Origin of the sequence: Paraburkholderia sp. Ac-20336, from assembly GCF_017105025.1 — a bacterium.
Taxonomy (GTDB): Bacteria; Pseudomonadota; Gammaproteobacteria; order Burkholderiales; family Burkholderiaceae; genus Paraburkholderia.
The window spans coordinates 37,989-55,230 of the sequence record NZ_JAAGPS010000034.1; the positions used below are offsets into that span (position 1 = coordinate 37,989).

General features: G+C 64.8%; 16 protein-coding genes. 6 read left to right on the forward strand and 10 right to left on the reverse strand.

All coding sequences use genetic code 11. From position 1 onward, the window contains the following. Positions 1 to 36: 36 nt before the first annotated feature. The 3 genes from GXB81_RS13070 (at position 37) to GXB81_RS13080 (ending at position 3,475) form a co-directional block, all read left to right on the forward strand. Positions 37 to 921 (forward strand): AraC family transcriptional regulator, encoded by an 885-nt coding sequence (locus GXB81_RS13070; protein WP_205989338.1) that lies wholly within the window; start codon positions 37 to 39, stop codon positions 919 to 921. 103 nt (positions 922 to 1,024) lie between these two features. Beyond that, entirely contained in the window at positions 1,025 to 2,002 is a 978-nt protein-coding gene (locus tag GXB81_RS13075; protein WP_205989339.1) for a cyclase family protein, read from the forward strand. A gap of 114 nt (positions 2,003 to 2,116) precedes the next feature. Then, a complete protein-coding gene (locus GXB81_RS13080; RefSeq protein WP_205989340.1) occupies positions 2,117 to 3,475 on the forward strand; it encodes an FAD-dependent oxidoreductase in 1,359 nt (452 codons plus the stop codon). Positions 3,476 to 3,630: 155 nt separating this feature from the next. Here the strand turns inward: GXB81_RS13080 and GXB81_RS13085 are convergent, their stop codons facing one another. The 5 genes from GXB81_RS13085 to GXB81_RS13105 are packed head-to-tail and all read right to left on the reverse strand — an operon-like array spanning position 3,631 to position 8,768. Beyond that, positions 3,631 to 3,996 carry a response regulator gene (locus GXB81_RS13085; RefSeq protein ID WP_167038193.1) on the reverse strand — a complete coding sequence of 122 codons (366 nt, stop codon included), beginning with the start codon at positions 3,994 to 3,996 and terminating at the stop codon, positions 3,631 to 3,633. Between the two features lie 31 nt (positions 3,997 to 4,027). Continuing rightward, a complete protein-coding gene (locus tag GXB81_RS13090) occupies positions 4,028 to 5,035 on the reverse strand; it encodes a chemotaxis protein CheX (protein ID WP_205989341.1) in 1,008 nt (335 codons plus the stop codon). A gap of 27 nt (positions 5,036 to 5,062) precedes the next feature. After that, positions 5,063 to 5,602 carry a hypothetical protein gene (locus GXB81_RS13095; RefSeq protein ID WP_205989342.1) on the reverse strand — a complete coding sequence of 180 codons (540 nt, stop codon included), beginning with the start codon at positions 5,600 to 5,602 and terminating at the stop codon, positions 5,063 to 5,065. After that, the gene (locus GXB81_RS13100; RefSeq protein WP_205989343.1) at positions 5,599 to 6,330 is read right to left on the reverse strand and encodes a methyl-accepting chemotaxis protein; all 732 of its coding nucleotides are present in this window, start codon (positions 6,328 to 6,330) and stop codon (positions 5,599 to 5,601) included. The genes GXB81_RS13095 and GXB81_RS13100 overlap by 4 nt, the downstream gene beginning before the upstream one ends. Before the next feature lie 32 nt (positions 6,331 to 6,362). Then, positions 6,363 to 8,768 carry an ATP-binding protein gene (locus GXB81_RS13105; RefSeq protein WP_205989344.1) on the reverse strand — a complete coding sequence of 802 codons (2,406 nt, stop codon included), beginning with the start codon at positions 8,766 to 8,768 and terminating at the stop codon, positions 6,363 to 6,365. 567 nt (positions 8,769 to 9,335) lie between these two features. On the opposite strand from GXB81_RS13105, the gene GXB81_RS13110 reads away from it, so the two are divergent. The 3 genes from GXB81_RS13110 to GXB81_RS13120 all read left to right on the forward strand — a co-directional run bounded on the left by GXB81_RS13110 (position 9,336) and on the right by GXB81_RS13120 (position 11,443). Then, positions 9,336 to 9,641 carry a PsiF family protein gene (locus GXB81_RS13110; protein ID WP_167038203.1) on the forward strand — a complete coding sequence of 102 codons (306 nt, stop codon included), beginning with the start codon at positions 9,336 to 9,338 and terminating at the stop codon, positions 9,639 to 9,641. 295 nt (positions 9,642 to 9,936) lie between these two features. Next, positions 9,937 to 10,386 carry a hypothetical protein gene (locus tag GXB81_RS13115; RefSeq protein ID WP_205989345.1) on the forward strand — a complete coding sequence of 150 codons (450 nt, stop codon included), beginning with the start codon at positions 9,937 to 9,939 and terminating at the stop codon, positions 10,384 to 10,386. A gap of 469 nt (positions 10,387 to 10,855) precedes the next feature. After that, on the forward strand, positions 10,856 to 11,443 hold the full coding sequence (locus GXB81_RS13120) for a YSC84-related protein (RefSeq protein WP_167038207.1): 588 nt from the start codon (positions 10,856 to 10,858) through the stop codon (positions 11,441 to 11,443). Positions 11,444 to 11,559: 116 nt separating this feature from the next. Here GXB81_RS13120 and GXB81_RS13125 read toward each other — a convergent pair whose 3' ends face one another. The 5 genes from GXB81_RS13125 to GXB81_RS13145 form a co-directional block, all read right to left on the reverse strand. Further along, on the reverse strand, positions 11,560 to 12,627 hold the full coding sequence (locus GXB81_RS13125) for a glycosyltransferase family 4 protein (RefSeq protein WP_167038209.1): 1,068 nt from the start codon (positions 12,625 to 12,627) through the stop codon (positions 11,560 to 11,562). A gap of 331 nt (positions 12,628 to 12,958) precedes the next feature. Continuing rightward, positions 12,959 to 14,371, reverse strand: a complete 1,413-nt coding sequence (gene otsA, locus GXB81_RS13130; protein WP_167038211.1) for an alpha,alpha-trehalose-phosphate synthase (UDP-forming) — start codon at positions 14,369 to 14,371, stop codon at positions 12,959 to 12,961. Between the two features lie 209 nt (positions 14,372 to 14,580). Then, positions 14,581 to 15,822, reverse strand: coding sequence for a mechanosensitive ion channel domain-containing protein (locus GXB81_RS13135; protein WP_205989346.1), 1,242 nt, complete (start codon positions 15,820 to 15,822; stop codon positions 14,581 to 14,583). Between the two features lie 159 nt (positions 15,823 to 15,981). Beyond that, on the reverse strand, positions 15,982 to 16,338 hold the full coding sequence (locus GXB81_RS13140) for a Rap1a/Tai family immunity protein (RefSeq protein ID WP_167038213.1): 357 nt from the start codon (positions 16,336 to 16,338) through the stop codon (positions 15,982 to 15,984). 242 nt (positions 16,339 to 16,580) lie between these two features. Continuing rightward, a partial coding sequence (locus GXB81_RS13145; RefSeq protein ID WP_205989347.1) for an ankyrin repeat domain-containing protein occupies positions 16,581 to 17,242 on the reverse strand: 662 nt, incomplete at its 5' end.

The following is a 17,242-nucleotide window of genomic DNA, read 5'->3' on the forward strand; positions in this document are numbered from 1 at the left end:
CGACACGGGCGGATTCGCTCATTCAGGAGGCGGTGATTGGATGCACAACGAACGCTGAACGGACAAGGCCTGCACGCTATCCAGGCGGACGGCGCGGCACCTGCGGTACTCGTCGACGGGCGCTCGCCGGGCGACCTCGGGGTGGCAGTCGCGGCACTGCGTTTTTCCGGCGGCGCGCATCTTGCCGGCCACTGCGGCGAACATCTGATCAGCTTCCATATGTCGGCACCGTCGATGCTGCGGTGTGCGATCGCTGGGCGCCGCCTTGAACATCGGGCGGTAGCGGGTTCGCTGTCCATCTGCCCCGCCAATGCGGATTGTGGCGTCGAAGCACCGGACGATATCGATGCCGTATCGCTGGTCCTGTCGTCCGAGTGCTTCGCGATGGAGGCACTGCGGGCGGACATCGCCGAACCGCGCCTGGTCGAGCGCCTGCACGGCCGTGACGACCCTCTGTTGCGCCTCGCGCGCCTGCTGCTCGCGGAAACCGCAGCGGGGCTTCCGAACGGCCCACTGTTCTGGAGCAGCGTGTCAGACCAGATCTTCCGACATGTCGCCACGCATCACGTCGCCGCGCCGCTCGTCCCCGTGCACGGCGCGTTGAGTCGGCGGGCATTGAACATGTTGTCCGACTATGTTCATGCGCATATCGGCGAACCGATCGGAGTGGCCGAACTCGCCGCGGTGGCGGGCTGTAGTCGCTTCCATTTTTCCCGGCTGTTCCGGCACGCGACCGGCATGACACCGCATCGCTACGTGATGCGCCTGCGCGTAACGCATGCCGTGGACTTGCTGCGCGGCAGCGCGCAGCCTCTCTCCGAGGTTGCCGCCGCGACCGGCTTTACCGATCAGAGCCATCTGTCGCGATGGATGCGCCAGGTCCACGGCATGGCGCCGGGGGAACTGAGAAGGGGGAATTGAAAAAGCGGGAACTGAAAAGCAGGCCCCCGTCGCGGCCTGAGCACATCCGTCCAATACAGAATCTGGCGTTACATCCAATATCGGTCGTCTCTATGGAGATGACATGCCCCCTTCTTATCCTGACGATATCCGCGGCAACTGGCGCTACATCGGCCCCGATACATGGACACGTTGCGCGCCGTTCCTTTCCGGCGGCGCCCGCTGCTACGACCTCGCGCACCCGATCGACGACACCGCACCGTCGTCGCCGTTCGCGCAACCGCTGTCGTTCGAATTCGGCGCGACACAGGGGATACCCGGAACCCTTCACGCGGGGAATCTCGAAACAGTCACCGGCTCGCTCGGCCAGCAGGGCACGCATATCGACGCGCTCGGTCATTTCGGCGTGTTGAAAAACGTTTGGGACGGGCATGGCCCGCTCCCTGCCGACGACGTAACCTATTTCGGCGGCCTGCCGCAACGGGTCGTCAAACCCGATCCGCACGGACATCTCGCGAGATTGGGAATCGATGAGGTGCCACCGCTCCTGAGCACGGGAATTCTGCTCGATGCAGCGGGCTACCATGGCGTCGACGAACTGCCGCCTGGTTTCGAAATCACCGAGAAGGATCTCACCGCGATGCTGGCGCGTCAGGACCTGCTCGAACGCGGCATTCTTCCCGGCGATGTCGTGTTCATCCACACCGGCTGGGGTCGACGCTGGAGCGACGCCCGATACGGCGCCTACTACACCAGCGGCCCGGGGTTGTCTGCCGCGGGCGCGGCATTCCTCGCTGCGTCCGAACCCGTGGTGGTCGGGCTCGACAACCCGTTCACCGACCCGGTGAACGACGGGCAGCTCCAGGGTGCGAGCGCGCCGCCTGCGGGCATGCGGACCGATGCGCCGTTCGGTACGCATCACTTCAATCTCGTCGAAGCCGGGGTACTGCAAATCCAGAACCTGAAGCTCGACGATCTCGCGCGGGATCGCGTCTGGCTCTTCGCGGCCATCGTCGTCCCGCTCGCGTTGCGCGGCGCCTCGGGTTCGATCGTGCGTCCTGTCGCGATCGGCACGCCCCGGCCAGCGGCCCGTTTCCGTTGACGTATCCCACGCAAAGCGGCGCGGCCAGCGGCCCGCGCCGCTTGCGCATATTCCCCGTGTTCGTTGTCCTTGCGAGATCAAGCCATGCCCCCTGCTTCTCCGTTCCCGAGTCGTATGTTTCGGCAAACCTTTCCCGATGCGCCGATCGCCATACCCGGCGATCCGTCCTATGAGAACGCCGTCGATATCTGGGCGGGCGGCCGCGACCGCCGGCCTGCCGGCGTCTATGTATGCCGTCAGGCCGCCGACGTCCAGACCGCATTGCGTATCGCGCGCGACTGCGGGCTTGCCGTGTCGGTGCGAGGCGGAGGCCACGACTGGGCGCGTCGCGCGCTGTGCGACGGGCTGGTAATCGATCTGACCTCGATGCGCAACGTGCAGCCCCACGACCATGGTCGAACGATCCAGATCGGTGGCGGTGCGCTGGCGTCCGACGTGTTCGCGGCGACTGATCCGCGAGGGATGGCTGTCGTAACCGGCGCGTCGGGCGCCGTCGGGATGGCCGGACTGACGCTCGGCGGCGGCTACGGGTCGCTGGTTGGCCGTTTCGGGCTCGCACTCGACAATCTGGTGTCTGCCGAGGTTGTGCTGGCCGATGGTTCCATCGCCCACACAAGCGACACGCAACACGCGGATCTATTCTGGGCGTTGCGCGGCGGGGGCGGCAATTTTGGTGTCGTCGTTTCGATGGAGCACCGGCTGCATCGACTCGAAACGGTCTACGGCGGTCCGCTCTTCTACCCGATTCAAGCCGCACCTGCCGTGCTGGCGAATTACGCGAGCATCGCCTCGGACCGGCCGGATGCGCTGACAGTCCAGTTCGGTCTGCTCAGTGGGCCCGACGGTTCGCCGGTGCTGCTCGTCGCGCCGACGTGGAGTGGTAAGCCCGGCGACGCCGAGGCGCAGGTCGCGCCACTCCTCGCGGCCAGCGATCCACTCATGTCGATGATCGCGCATCAGCCTTACGGTGCATCGAATACCCTCTTCGACGCACACATCGTGAACGGCCAGCGCGTGCTGATGGACACCCGTTCGCTGCCTGCCCTGTCTCCTGCCGTGATCGAGATCCTGCTCGATGCGTTCGCGCGACGTCCATCCAGCGGCTGCGCGATCGTTACGCACGAGTTCCGCGGTGAAGCCACGCGCATCGCCACCGACGCGACCGCGTTCGCGATGCGCGAGCCCCACCTGTTGATCGAGATCGTCGCCGGCTGGAACGCCGGCAGTGACGACGATGAGGCACGCCATGCCGACTGGGTTGCCCGTCTGTCGAGCGCACTAGCCACGCATGCGTTGCCGGGGTGTTATGCCAATCTGCTGGCGAATGGGGAGCCGGCACGTGCGGCGGCAAGCTTCGGCGCGAATGCCGCGCGTATCGTCGAGCTGAAGCGCCGGTTCGATCCGGACAACGCGTTCAGGTCGGCCTTGCCGTTGCCGACGATCGCAGGCGATCAGCCTTCGCGTCATGCCTGACTGACTCAATGAGCGCGATCAATGACCGCAAGAGATGAGGCAGGCGAACCTCGTGCGCAACGAGCACCACGAGACGTTCCGATGTCGCATCGGTGAGCGGCCGCCGCGCACCGCCCTGACGTCCCACAGGCCGGCGATCGGCGGTCCGCCGCCGCTCAGCCCGCCAGCTTCCTGAACGTTTCGAGCACCGCATCGCCCTTGAACGGCTTGACGATCCAGCCCTTCACACCGGCCGCCTTGCCGCGCTCCTTCATCGCCGGGCTGCTTTCGGTCGTGAGCATGATGACGTTGACGGTCTTGTTCGCGAGTTCGCCGCGAATTTTCTCGACCATCGTCAGGCCGTCCATATTCGGCATGTTCACGTCGCTCACGATCAGCCGGATATTCGAATCCGTCCTGAGTTTCGCGAGACCATCCTTGCCGTCGATGGCCGTCGCGACGTCCAGACCGTTTTTGGTCAGAAAGCCCGCGACTTCATCGCGAACCGTGCTCGAATCGTCTACCACCAGAATCTTTGCCATGCCAATGTCCTTGCGTCGCCGACGCGTTGTATCAAAACAGATCGAGCTCGCCCGATTCGACGAGATCGTCGATATCCAGCGTGTTTTCAGAGAAATCTTCGGGTGACCAGCTCAGGTTGAACACGAAGCGCTGGTCGATCGCGACCGATTGGCCGCTCGTCTCGTCGTGCAACAGATACTGGAAACGCAGTTGCGGATTGTCCGAGCCGAACGAGATGTAGCGATGCTTGTGATTGACCAGCAGCGGCACCTGCACCTGACTCGCTTCGCGCGCACTCTGCGGACCGAGGAAGCGGTCCTTGAAGGCGCCCCAGATCAGATTGGTCAACTCGCCGAGCAGGTTGTTCAGATCGCGAAAGCCCGCTTCCGCCGCGCCCGGGCCGCTCACACCATTTGCACCATTTGCACCGCTCCGGCGCGCCGCGCGGTCGCGTTCGATCATCGCGAGCAGCGGGTCCTCCTGCGCCTGCATCAGCATGTAGCCGCGGCACCATGTGCCTTCGAGCGGAATCAGGCTGAACACCTCGCCGAAGATAATGCGATCGCGCACGACGCTGGGCGCGTCGCGGCGCACCGTGACGCCGTCGAATAGCGTCGCGAGCCGCGCTTCCGTGATCTCCGCGATACCGCGCACGAGCGCATTCGGAAAGTCAAGGCTGAAGATGTATTGATCGACAGCCGCGCACAATGCGCTCATGTTCGCGGCATCGAAGCTCGCGCAGGCCGCGTTCTTCAATGCGTGCGGCAACTGTTCGGGCGGCGTGTTGCCGCTCAAGCGCAGAATAACCGGCAGTTCGGGACGCAAAGTATTGATACGCGCCGCAGCCGCAGCGGCCTCGTCGAGCGAGCCGCCGTAATCGTCCGCGAGCAGCACGCCGCCGAGGTCGATGCTGGTGCTCAATACCGCGCTCAGGCGGCGGCTGTCGCGCACCTTCAGCGCAATGAGATTGTGCTCATCGAAAAAGAGCTTCAGGGCTTCCGCGTGTGCAGGACTGTCGTCGAGCACGAGCACCTTACTGACGGGCTTGCTGAGATTCATCGTATTCAGTGTGCGAATGCAGTGTCGCTAGAAAAGTTCGAGTGCGCCTTCGCTCTCGTCCGCCGTGGCGAGTTCGGCCCTGAAATCGAGCGGCGCCTGGGCGCACAGACATAAGGTGACGCCGAGCCGGACCGCCCCGCCGATCGTCAACTCATACGTCCACACCTGATCGGGCCGCAATTCGTCGAGATACTCGACGCATGCTCTATGCAGTTCATACGGCGTCGACATGCCGAGATCGGGGAAGACGTTCACCAGTTGCTGGTTCATATAGCCGCAACAGAGGTTGCCGAGTTCCATCAGCGTTTCCGGCAGCGAGCGCGTCGTGTCGTCGCCGACGTAATACGCGCGCGTCGCTTCGTCATTGCTGAAATGCAGCACGAACAGCAGCCGGAAGCCGATCGACGAGATCGTCAGGACCGTCGCGCACGGCGCGGCCGGACGATCGCGATTCCACCTCGGCACGGCGGCGATCTCGCACGCATCGCCCGGCGTCGCGGGCAAACGCGCGCGCGCGGCGTGGCAGAAGATGTCCGCGATGCTTTGCTTCGCCTGATCGGTAATCACGCCGCGACCTGTTCGAGGCGGGATTGAAACTGCGTCGCCAGCGTCTCGACGCCGCCGAGCGAGGCCGTGATCATCTTGCCGCCCGCCTGAATGTCCTGAAACGTCGCGGCCGTCGTCAGATCGTTGCGATGCAGGCTCTCGCGATAGCTTTTCGACAGGTCCTGCGAACGCGACGCGAGCGACCGCACTTCGCCCGCGACGATCGAGAAGCCGCGGCCGGCCGTGCCGGCGCGCGCCGCTTCGATCGACGCATTGAGCGAGACGATCAGCACGTGCTGCACGATCGAGGACAGCTCCTGGTTCTTCTTGTGCATGTCGCGGTTCTGCGACATCAGCGAAATCATCTGCTCGTGCCAGCGCTCGAAGGTGATGCACAGCGTCTTCAGACGGGCCGCTTCCTGCGCGATCCGCGTGGCATGCTGCAACCATTCGTCACCGTGGGCACGCGCGGCGTCGAGCGAGGTCTGCAAGGCATCGCGCTCGTGCGCGCCCTGCTGTGCCTCGGCGCGCAGATCGGCAAGCCTCGCTTCGAGCGCGGCATGCTCGCGGCTGGCCTCTTCAGCGAGGCCGTGCGCGGCTTCCAGTTGCGCTTCGAGCGCCGCGACGCGCTCGCGCGCGAGGCGCTGCACCTGTTCGCCCGCCTTGAGCTTGCGGCGATAAAAAATTCCCGTGACCAATGCGGCGACGATGCCGCCCACGCATACCGTCAGAAGATAATGTTCAAGCACGACCGGTTCACCTCGCTACATTCAACATACGCTCAACACACGACCCGGCCCGCGGCAGCATCCGCGTCACGCTCGTGCGATTGCGCTGCATCGGCGGATTTGTCGAGACTGTCCACGGCCCAGTTTTCGGGGAAATACACGACGGTCTGGAAGCGGCGATAGTCCGCGCCGCGCCGCTCGTCGGTAAAACGCAATTCGATGCGGCCCTGCTCGCGCCGCACGAAATCGCGCACCGCATCCATGCCGACCCCGCGCCCCGAAATCTCGCTCACGCTTTGCGCGGTCGAGAAGCCGGGACGGAAAATCATCTCCGCAATCGCTTCGTCGCTGAGCGCGGCATCGGCCTCGATCCAGCCGCGTGCGACGGCGGCCGCGCGAATCTTCGCGAGCGCGAGGCCGCGCCCGTCGTCGCTAATCGTGATCTGCAGCGCGTGATGATCGACACCGACTTCCAGATCGATAACGCCGGCCGCCGGCTTGCCGTTCGCAAGACGCTCGACGGCGGCCTCGATCCCGTGATCGACCGAATTGCGCAGCAGATGCGTAAACACGTTGCGCAGCGTGTTGCTCGCCTCGCTGCGCACACGATAGCCGTTACTGTCGATACGCACCGTGGGCGCTTCTTTACCGAGTTCGGCTGCCAGCGACGGCAGCGATTCGATCACGCCCGCGAGTGCCTCGTAGATCGATTCGGTGCCGAGCAGACGCAACTCGCGCTGCAACGATTCGCGCAACGCCGCGAGTTCGCGCTGATCGGCGGGGTCGGCGCTGCCGAGCATGTCGAGCACGTTCAACTGCTTCTGGATCAATTCGCGATCGACCATCAGATAGCGCTCCATCGCGCCGCGCTGGCCCGGCCCCTTGCGGCCGAGGCTCACCTCGTTGATCGTCGCATAGGTTTCGAGCGCCGCCTTCACGCGTTGCAGGTCTTCGATCAGCAACTGCTGGTCCCACGTTTCGCTGCTGTTCTCGCGGCGCAACGCGTCATAGCGCTGCTCGGTTTCATGCACGACGCCTGTCAGATGCGCAAAGCTGTAGGTGCGCGCATTGCCCTTGACCGTATGCATGTTGCGGAACAGTTCGGCCACCGCCTCGTGGCTCGGTTCGTGATGCTGACGAATGATGCGCTCGTTCTCGTGGATAAAGCCCGTTGCGCTTTCGACGAAGTGATGGAATTTCTCCTGACTCACCGCGAGAATTTCGCCGATCATTTCGAGGCGGCGTTTCTGTTCGCCGGCTTCGGCAGCGAGCGCGCGCAACTCGGTCACGTCGCGCACGCACAGCATCAGGCGCAATACGACATCGTTTTCGTCTGTGATGGCCGACCAGCTCAGATCGAGCGTCTTCACGCGACCATCGGCCATCGGCTTGGTGATTTCGTTGACGAGCAGATGCTGGTTGAACTCGAAGTTCATGCTGTCTTCGCCAATGCATGCTGCGAGCGCGGCCTCGATTTGCGCGAGCCTGTCGCTGCCGATGCCGGTGCCGCCGAACACGAGATCGAGCAGCGGACGCCCCGCGATCTCGCGCGTTTCGAAGATCGCTTCGAGATAGGCCGAGTACTCCGGATGCACGACCACGCCTTCGACCACGGTCAGAATGCCCTGCTGCATGTTCTGCAGCATCGCCTGGATGTCGGCGGTCTTCTGCTTCAGTTGCAGCGAGCTTTGCTGGATCTTTTCGATCATGCCGTTGAACGCGACGATCGAATGACCGATCTCGTCCATGCGGCCGACCGGCACGCGCCGCGTGAAGTCCTGGCTCGCCGCGATCTCGCTCATCTCGACCTGCATGCGGCTCAGCGGACGCGTGATCTGGCGATACAGCAGCGCGCTGATCAGCACCAGCACGGCGATGGCCGCGCCGGTCGCGGCGGCGATCGCGGTCGTGGTGGTGGCGAGCGCGTCGTTCAGCGTCCCGATCGCGGCGTCCTTCTGGCGATTCTTCTCGATGCGCAGCGTCTCGACAATACCTTCGAGTTCGTCGCGATACTCCGCGACGTTCGCGAACAGATAGGCCTGCGCAAGTTCGTTCTTGCCTTCGGCCTTCATCTTCGCGGTGTCGTTGACCGCGTTGAAATAATTCGCGAGGCTCTCGCGCGCCTGGCTCACGAGCCCCGTTTGCGCCTGACCTTGCGCGGCCCTGGCCTGCACGTCGAGTGCGGCCTGCAACGAGGCTTCCTTGCTCTTCAGAAGCGCCTGGGCCTGCGCAACCATATTCGCGTCGGGCGCATAGACGAGCGTCATCATCGCGAGCTGCACGTCCTTGACCTGCGAGACGAGGTCCGCCGACGCGAGCGCGCTCGGCACGACACCTTGAGTAACCTGCCGCACATTGACGGCACTGCTGCGGGTCTGAAGCACGGCGTAGCCGCCAATGGCGGATAGCGCGACGAGCATCAGAACGACGAGAAGCGTGATGCGGTGACGGATGGTCATCTGAAGATCCCCGAGATCTGGAAATGCAAAATCCCCCGCTTTTTGCGGGTCGCCCGTGTGATTTTGTACTTGCGGGCGCGGGGATTATCGTCGCGGGCGTGTGACGAGGACATGACGAAATCCCCGTGAAAGAGTGCGATTTAAGGATTTGCCGAAAAAAAATTTTCAGAGGCCGATATGGGCTCAAGTTCGGGAAAGAACTGCCGTTATTCATGCCCGATGGTTTTCTCCTGGGCCTGTGGCGGGATGAAGCCTGCTGATCGTCAAAGCGCGGGTTCGAGCTTCGATAACAGCCTAGGAAGAGCGGACTCACGGCTTTCTCATGCCGCTCTTTTTGCACTCGGGTACGGGGCCGTACAGCACCGCAGAGTGCATGGACAGCACATGACCATGCCGCGTGAACCGGGCCCCTAAGGGAAAACGAGCGGCACCCCTTGTCAACCGGATGGCATTTTTCTACGTTCTCGCAGACGGCATTCGCCATAATGGATGCGCCGGGGCCTCTCCGTTATCGACGCCCGCGCGCATGAACGACCAAAAACGTTTTCACCACCGATGGAGTGTCCCATGAAGATTCAATCCGCTATCGCTGCGCTGGTGCTCGGCGCGGTACTCGTGTCACCGGCGTTCGCGCAGAACAGCCAGCAGACCAAAATGGCCGATTGCAACAAGCAGGCCGGCGACAAGAAGGGCGACGACCGCAAGGCATTCATGAAGACCTGCCTGTCCGCGAAGCCGGCCGCCGCCGCGCCGATGAGCCAGCAGGACAAGATGAAGGCGTGCAACGCCCAGGCCACCGGCAAAAAAGGCGACGACCGCAAGGCGTTTATGAAGACCTGCCTGTCGTCATCGGCGCCGGCGGCTGCCAACTAGAACGCCCGCACGAAATCGCCGTCTCCCACGGCGTCGGCATCTGCCGGCGCCCGCCGGCGCCTGTGTCGAGCACGCGGGCGCCGGCGCATCGGGCCTGCCTCGCCCATCGCGGCCCGGCCGCGCGCTTGCCGGCACGGCTCGCGCTTTGCCTTCCTTCGCTGTCCGCCCGCACGAACCCGCCGTTTTTCTTCTATGATGGCTGCGGAGACGGCCCACCCTCACCTACCCGACACAACCGGATCAAGCGGGCCGCCATCTTGTCGTTCGTGCTGCTGAGCATCGACCGGAGGCAAGGATGGTATCGAAGTATAAAAACCGCTGGCTGAGGCGGTGGTTGCTGGTCATCGTATTCTGGGCCGTGCCCGTGGCGATCGTTGCGGTCAACGAGATCCGCGAGGAAATGTCGTATAACGCCGTCGATCTCGACCGCGCGCTGACCACCTGGAATTTCACCGACGCGCAACGCGCGGCCGGCGCGCTCGCGCATTGCCACGGCAAGCCCGACGAGGCGAAAGCCGCCGGCTGCCCGGCCGACGTGCTGGCTGCCAACGCGGCGCGCCAGCAGGACGCGATCAACGAATACAGCGTGCGCCGCTCGACGCTGATGGCTTATCTGTGGCACGCGTTCGTCGGCTACTGGGTCGTGCCGGCGGCGATCCTGTTCCTGATCGGCGTGATTATCGGCATGGTGCGCCGCGCGCTGCGGCGTCCGCCGCCGGTCAAGAGTCCGGCGAATCACGGGTAAGCGGCACGCTTTGCCATGCGCGGCACGCTTTGCCATGCGCGGCATGGGCGGCATGGGCGGCTTGCCTCGCGAAATGGCGGCACGAGCGCGGCCATTTCAATGCGATGCCAATCGCGTAGTGCCTTGCACAGAAAATCGGTAAAAACGGGCCTTCGTGTCGCTTCGTCCATGCCTCGCCGGCGCATCGCCAGGATCGCGGTACGCAGCGCGCATCTCGCCGTCAATACGTCTACGCCCCGCTCGCGCAGCACCTTTGGAGGTTTTTCCATGCCCTCCAAGGCGCCCTTCGAAGCCAGTCAAAATTACTCGCCGGTCGGTCTCCATCGGCCTCAAAGCCCCATCCCATAAGGCTTTCGCATGCGCATGCCACACGCCTTTATGCGTCGCCTGTGTTATAACTTAAAAGCGACCGGGCGAAGCCATTCGCGGTTGCGCCACGGATCCATGATGAAGAAAATGGAGAAAAACGATGCAAAGACGACACTTCATGTTGAAGACGACCGCCGCACTCGCTGTCGGAGGCCTTGCACTCGCTGGCTGCACGACGACGGGCAACAGCAATCCCACCGCCGCCACGAACGCCTCGAAGCGTCAATCGATCGACGCCAGCGTCGACGGCACGATGTCCAAGCTGTTCACCACCGTACCGGGCTCGCGTGAGCTGGTCTCGAAGGCGCGCGGCGTACTCGTGTTCCCTTCGGTGCTGCAGGCGGGCTTCATCGTCGGCGGCCAGTATGGCGAAGGCGCGTTGCGCGTGGGCGGTGCCACGGTCGGCTACTACAGCACGGTGTCGGGCTCGTTCGGCCTGCAGGCCGGCGCGCAGTCGAAGGCGCTCATCTTCATGTTCATGACGCAGGACTCGCTCGACAAATTCCGCAACGCGGACGGCTGGTCGGCCGGCGCCGATGCATCGGTCGCGCTCGTGAAGGTCGGTGCGAATGGCGCGATCGACACGAACACGGCCACGGCCCCGGTGGAGGTCTTCGTCATGACCAACGCGGGCCTGATGGGCGACGTGTCGCTGCAAGGTACGAAGGTCACGCGCCTGAAGATCTGAGCGCGGGTCCGAATGCGCTAGTGCGGCCATAAAAACGGCGGTGCGTCTGTCGATGCACCGCCGCTTTTTCTTTTCCCCCTTCACCGCTCCGCAGTCAGCCTCGCCGCCGGCGAAGATCAGCTTCCCGACGTATCGATCACCTTGAAGCGCGAGCGCTTCTGCGCGCGAATCACCGACTGATACGCCTCCACGTATTGCCGCGCCATCCGGTGCGAAGTGAAGCGCTCCTCGAAGCGGCGCCGCACACCCGCGCGCGGCATCTTGTGCAGCCGGGCCACCGCTGCGACCGCGCCGATCTCGTCCTCGACGATAAAGCCCGTCACGCCGTCTTCGAGCACTTCGGGCACCGAGCCGCGATTGAATGCAATGACCGGCGTGCCGCACGCCATCGCCTCGATCATCACGAGGCCGAACGGCTCCGGCCAGTCGATCGGAAACAGCAGCGCGTGCGCCCCGGACAGAAACTCGGCCTTCTGGCCGTCGGCAATCTCGCCGATGTATTCGACATACGGCAGATCGAGCAACGGCCGGATCTCGCGCTCGAAGTATTCGCGGTCGGCCGCATCGACTTTCGCGGCGATGCGGATCGGCATGCCGCAGCGCCCCGCGATACGAATCGCGGTATCGACGCGCTTTTCCGGCGAAATCCGGCCGAGAAACGCAAGGTACTTCTGCTCGACCGGCTGCGGCGTGTACAACTGCTCCGGCAAGCCGTGATAGACGGTGGTGAGCCACCGCGCCTGGGGCAGCGGATGACGCTGCGCATTCGAGATCGAAATCACCGGCGCGGTGTTGAAGGTGTCGAACACGGGCTGCTGTTCGGGCAGATCGAGCCGGCCGTGCATCGTCGTGACGAACGGCGTGTCCTGCCGCTTGAAGACCGAGAACGAGTAATAGTCGAGGTGGAAGTGCAGCACGTCGAACTCTTCGGCCTGGCGGCGCACGAGTTCCATCAGCAGCATATGCGGCGCGATGCGGTCGCGAATGCCGGGGTCGAGACGCAGCGCGCGCGGCCAAACCGCTTCGAGCTTCGCGCTCGTGACGGAGTCGCCGCTCGCGAACAGCGTCACGTCGTGGCCCTGTTCGACCAGCGCCTCGGTGATGTACGACACGACGCGCTCGGTGCCGCCATAGAGTTTCGGCGGCACGGATTCGGTCAACGGGGCGATCTGCGCAATCTTCATAGTCTGTCTCCATGAGCCGGCGGCTTGCGCCTCGTGGCGGTACGCACCGGCGACGCCGAGTATGACAGCGCCGTTACCCGCGATCAATGCGCGCTTCGCCCAGGCAGGCGTCCATCGTTCGCACATCGTCGGACAAGGCTCATTATTTCCTGGCGGCCACTGAAAAGCCGCCGGTCTTGCATTTGCTCGGTGCTGTTACACCCGGCTTACATCCGGTGACGGGCGCGGCGAAGTGTAGCGAGGGGGCAAAGCGGAGCCGCAACCCGCCCGGCACTCGGCGCGCAAGCGGGCGGCCGAAGACGACAGGTCGGGCGAGCTAGGCGGCCCGCGCCTAGCCATGTCCGCCGCCCTCGCCCGGCTTGCGCAGCGGCACGCGGCGCAAATCGTCGAGAAAGGTGTCGCGCCACACGCCGAGGTCGTTCTTGCGCAGCGCCGCCATGTTGATCTCGTGGCGCCGCTGGCGTGCGTCGAGCGGCATCTGCAAGGCGCGTTGCAGAGCCTCGCACATGCCGACGGAGTCGTGCGGATTGACGAGCAGCGCACCGGAGAGCTCCGCAGCCGCGCCCGCGAAAATCGACAGCACGAGCACGCCGGGGTCGTCGGGATTCTGCGCGGCGACGTACTCCTTCGCGACGAGATTCATGCCGTCGTGCAGCGGCGTGACGAAGCCGATCTGCGATTCGCGGAACAGCGACATCAGCTTCCAGCGGTCGTACTGCTGATTCAGGTAGCGGATCGGCGTGTAGTCGAGGCCCGAGTAGCGGCCGTTGATGCGCCCTGCTTCGTATTCGAGGTCCTGGCGAATCTTCTGATAGGTCGCGACGTCCGAGCGTGTCGGCGGCGCGATCTGCACGAGCGTGACGTTGCCGCGCCATTCGGGCGAGCGTTCGAGCAGTAGCTCGAACGAGCGGAAACGCTCGACGAGCCCCTTCGAATAATCGAGCCGGTCGACGCTCATGATGAGCTTGCGCCCTTCGAGGCTCTGCTTGAGGTCGAGCACATGCTGGCGGCTCTCGTAGCGCTTCGCCTGCGCGGCGATTTCGTCGGGGAACACGCCGATCCGGTAGACGCCGGTGCGCAGCTTGCGCCCGAACGCCTCGACAACGCCATCGGCGCTCACGGTGCCGCGCGCATGGCGCGCCACGTAGTCGTGGAACGCCTGCTGGTCGGTGGCGGTCTGGAAGCCGAGCAGGTCGTAGCACGACATCGACTTCACGAGCTCCTCGTGCGGCGGAATGTTGAGCAGGATCTGCGGCGCGGGAAACGGAATATGCAGGAAGAAGCCGATGCGGTTCGCGACGCCCTCGTTGCGCAGCGCCTCGGCAAACGGGATCAGATGGTAGTCGTGAATCCAGATGATGTCGTCGGGTTCGAGCAGCTTGACGAGCTTGTGCGCGAGCCATGCGTTCACGCGCCGGTAGCCCGCATACTCCTCGCGCTCGTAGCGCGCGAGGTCGTTGCGGTAGTGGAACACGGGCCACAGCGTCGCGTTGGAAAAGCCGCGGTAGTACTGGTCGTAGTCCTTGCGCGTGAGGCCGACGGTCGCGAAGGTCACGGCGCCGTCCTGGTCGAGCGTCGGCCCGGCATTGGCGACGGTTTCGCTGACTACGTCGCCGCTCCAGCCGAACCAGACGCCGCCCGCGTCCTTCAGCGCGCCGAATACGCCGACGGCGAGCCCGCCCGCCGATCCTTTGGTCTCCGTCGGCGTCGCGACGCGATTCGACACGACGATCAGTCGGCCCATCTTGCGTATCCTCCTTGGGTTGCCGGGATGCGCGCCGGTCCGGCTCGTTCGCGGCTGTGGACGCGGCGCACGCATGGACAGCAAACCGTGTGCCTGGTCGAATTGCGCTGGTCGGTCCGTGCGAACGATTACGGCTACGGCTTGCATTGCCGGGCGCCCCTCAGCCGAAACCCTACCCAAATGTACCCATAGCACGAACCAGCGCGTGGCTAAGCCCGCTCCTGCGCCTTCCTCGCTGCAGCGAGAGCAGCGGCATCGGCTGTGCCCTCCGGCCGGCCGACGCGGCTCGCCACCGGATCGGCTTCGGTATGCGCGGCCGTGCTGCCGGCCGGCGCCTGCCTGCCGCGCGGCAGCCGGTCGAGACGGGCGCCGTCGCCGCTTTCCGGTTCCGCCGACACCTCGGCCCGCGCGCGCGGCAGGTACTCGGGATAGTGCCGCTGAATGAAATCGAGCAGCCCTTCGCGCACGCGGCAGCGCAGATCCCACGCGAGGCCGGAATCGGACGCGCTGACGAGCGCGCGCAACTGCATCGCGCGCTCGGTGCCCTCGGTGACCTGCAGCACCTGCACGCGGCGATCCCACTCGGGCGCGTGCTCGACGATGCGCGCCAGCTCTTCGCGCAGCGGCGCGAGCGGCATCCGGTAATCGACGAACAGAAACACCGTGCCGATGATCTGCGAGCTGCTGCGCGTCCAGTTGGCAAACGGATTTTCGATGAACCATTGCAGCGGCACGATCAGACGGCGCTGGTCCCACAGACGCACCGCCACGTACGTGCCGGTGATTTCCTCGATACGCCCCCACTCGCCCTGGATCACGACGACGTCGTCGAGGCGGATTGGTTGCGAGAGCGCGATCTGCAAGCCCGCGATCAGATTGCCGAGCACCGGCCGCGCCGCGATACCGGCGACGAGACCGGCCACCCCGGCCGATGCGAGCAGACTCGCACCGATCTGCCGGACACCCGGCAAGGTCATCAGCGCGCCGCCCATGCCGACGATAACGATCACGATCATTACCGAGCGCGCGAGCACGCGCGCCTGTGTATGAATGCGGCGCGCCTGCAGGTTATCGGCGGTATCGAGCGGATGGGCGCGAATGATTGCCTCGCCGATCGCCGCCGCCGATCGCACCGACAGCCACGTGAGCGCGGCGATCAGCGCGATCGAGGTGACGTCGCGTACGGGTTCGATGAAATGGAGGGAATCGGGCGCCTCGGACCAGACCCACGCGAAGACGAAGATCACGAGGACGAACAGCGTGGGCTTGTCGATGTAGCGCAGCACCACGCTCGTGAGCGTATGCGGCTCGGCGATGCGCATGACGATGCGCGAGCCGAAGCGATGAAAGCCGATCGCCACCACCGTCACGATGGCCGTGACGACCAGCGCGCCGAGCCATGAGTGCAGCGGCGCGGCGGCCACGCGGCTGAAGTCGTCGAAAGTAGGCATAACGGGCATCTTCCTCCGGGCTCGAGCGACGGCGGCACGCCTGCGGGACTACTCACTTCCCGGGCGGCCACTCCCGCCTGAGGGAGAACGGCCGCCGCGGCACCCGGCGCGCGTTTGCCGGGCTACCGGGATGCCGGGCGGAAGGCCCGGCGCGGCGGATCAGCCGCCGCTTCGGCAGGGAAACGCCTTGCCGAGTCCGAGCGAAATCGCCGTGCTCGCGTTGTAGCCGGCGGCGTTCGGATTGTCGGCGATGTACCGGCGCACCGCGTCGGTCAATTGCGCCGAGCGTGCGTCCGCCGGCAGGCAGAAATACTGGCCGACGCGCGGACCGGTGGTGCCGCCGATCGCATCAATCGTGTTGAAGATGCCGTCAGCCGCGCCTTCGATATAGGCCGCGCATGCGCTGCGCGAAGCCACGTCGGTCTTGGTGCACAGCTTGTTGAGGTCGCCTCCCGTAAACGCGGCTGCCGATAGCGGCAAAGCAAGCGCGCCGGCGAAAATCAAAGCCCGCAGCATGGTGTTCCTTTCCAGGTTTGTTTATCACGCGGTCTTTCGCCGCGTCCAGACGGCACACCGCGTGGCGCGCCGAGATCGTCATTCTGCACTGTTTTACGCGACGGCAGCAGGCAGGCCGCCATCACGCACCGGCAAATGGCGGCGACCGACCGGGCGCACTGGCTAATTCACTGGCGAACTCATCGACTGATTCACCCACGGCGAGTTTGCGCCGCACACTGCCCGTGCCGGCTTGCCGCCGGTTACTTCTGCTGCTGCGCCTGCTGCATGCGCGCCGTCAGCCCTTCGACGGCGTCCGGCTCCTTGTACTGCTTCGCGAAATCGAGCGCGGTCATGCCGATCTGGTTCTTCACGCCGATATCCGCGCCGTTGTCGAGCAGCAGCTTGAGCGTCGACATGTGGCCGCCGCGCGCGGCCATCATCAGCGGCGTGGTGCCGTTCGGCGAACCCGCGTCGACGTAGGCCGAGTGATCGAGCAGCAGTTTGACGATGTCGTCATGACCGTTCGCGGCCGCGTAGTGCAGCGGCGCCCAGCCCTTCTTGTTGACCTCGGCGTCTTTCGCGAGCAGCAGGTTCACGAAGTTGATGTCGCCGACAAGCGAGGCCATCATCAGCGCGTTTTCGCCCGACTTGTCCTCGATCTCGATATTGGTTTTGGGATTCGCGACGAGCGCCGCGCCCACCTTGTCCGACTTTTCGCGCGCGGCGATCACGAGCAGCGGGATGCCCTGGTTGTCGACGCTGTTCGGGTCCATGCCCTTCGCGATCAGCTTGTTGACACCGTCGATGTCGTCGAACTTGACCGCCTTGATGAGCGAGTCGATCGGTGCGGCCTGCGCGGGCGCGGCGACCAGCGTGGTCAGCGCCGCGCAGGCGAGCGTCGCGGCAAACGCCGCGCGCCGCA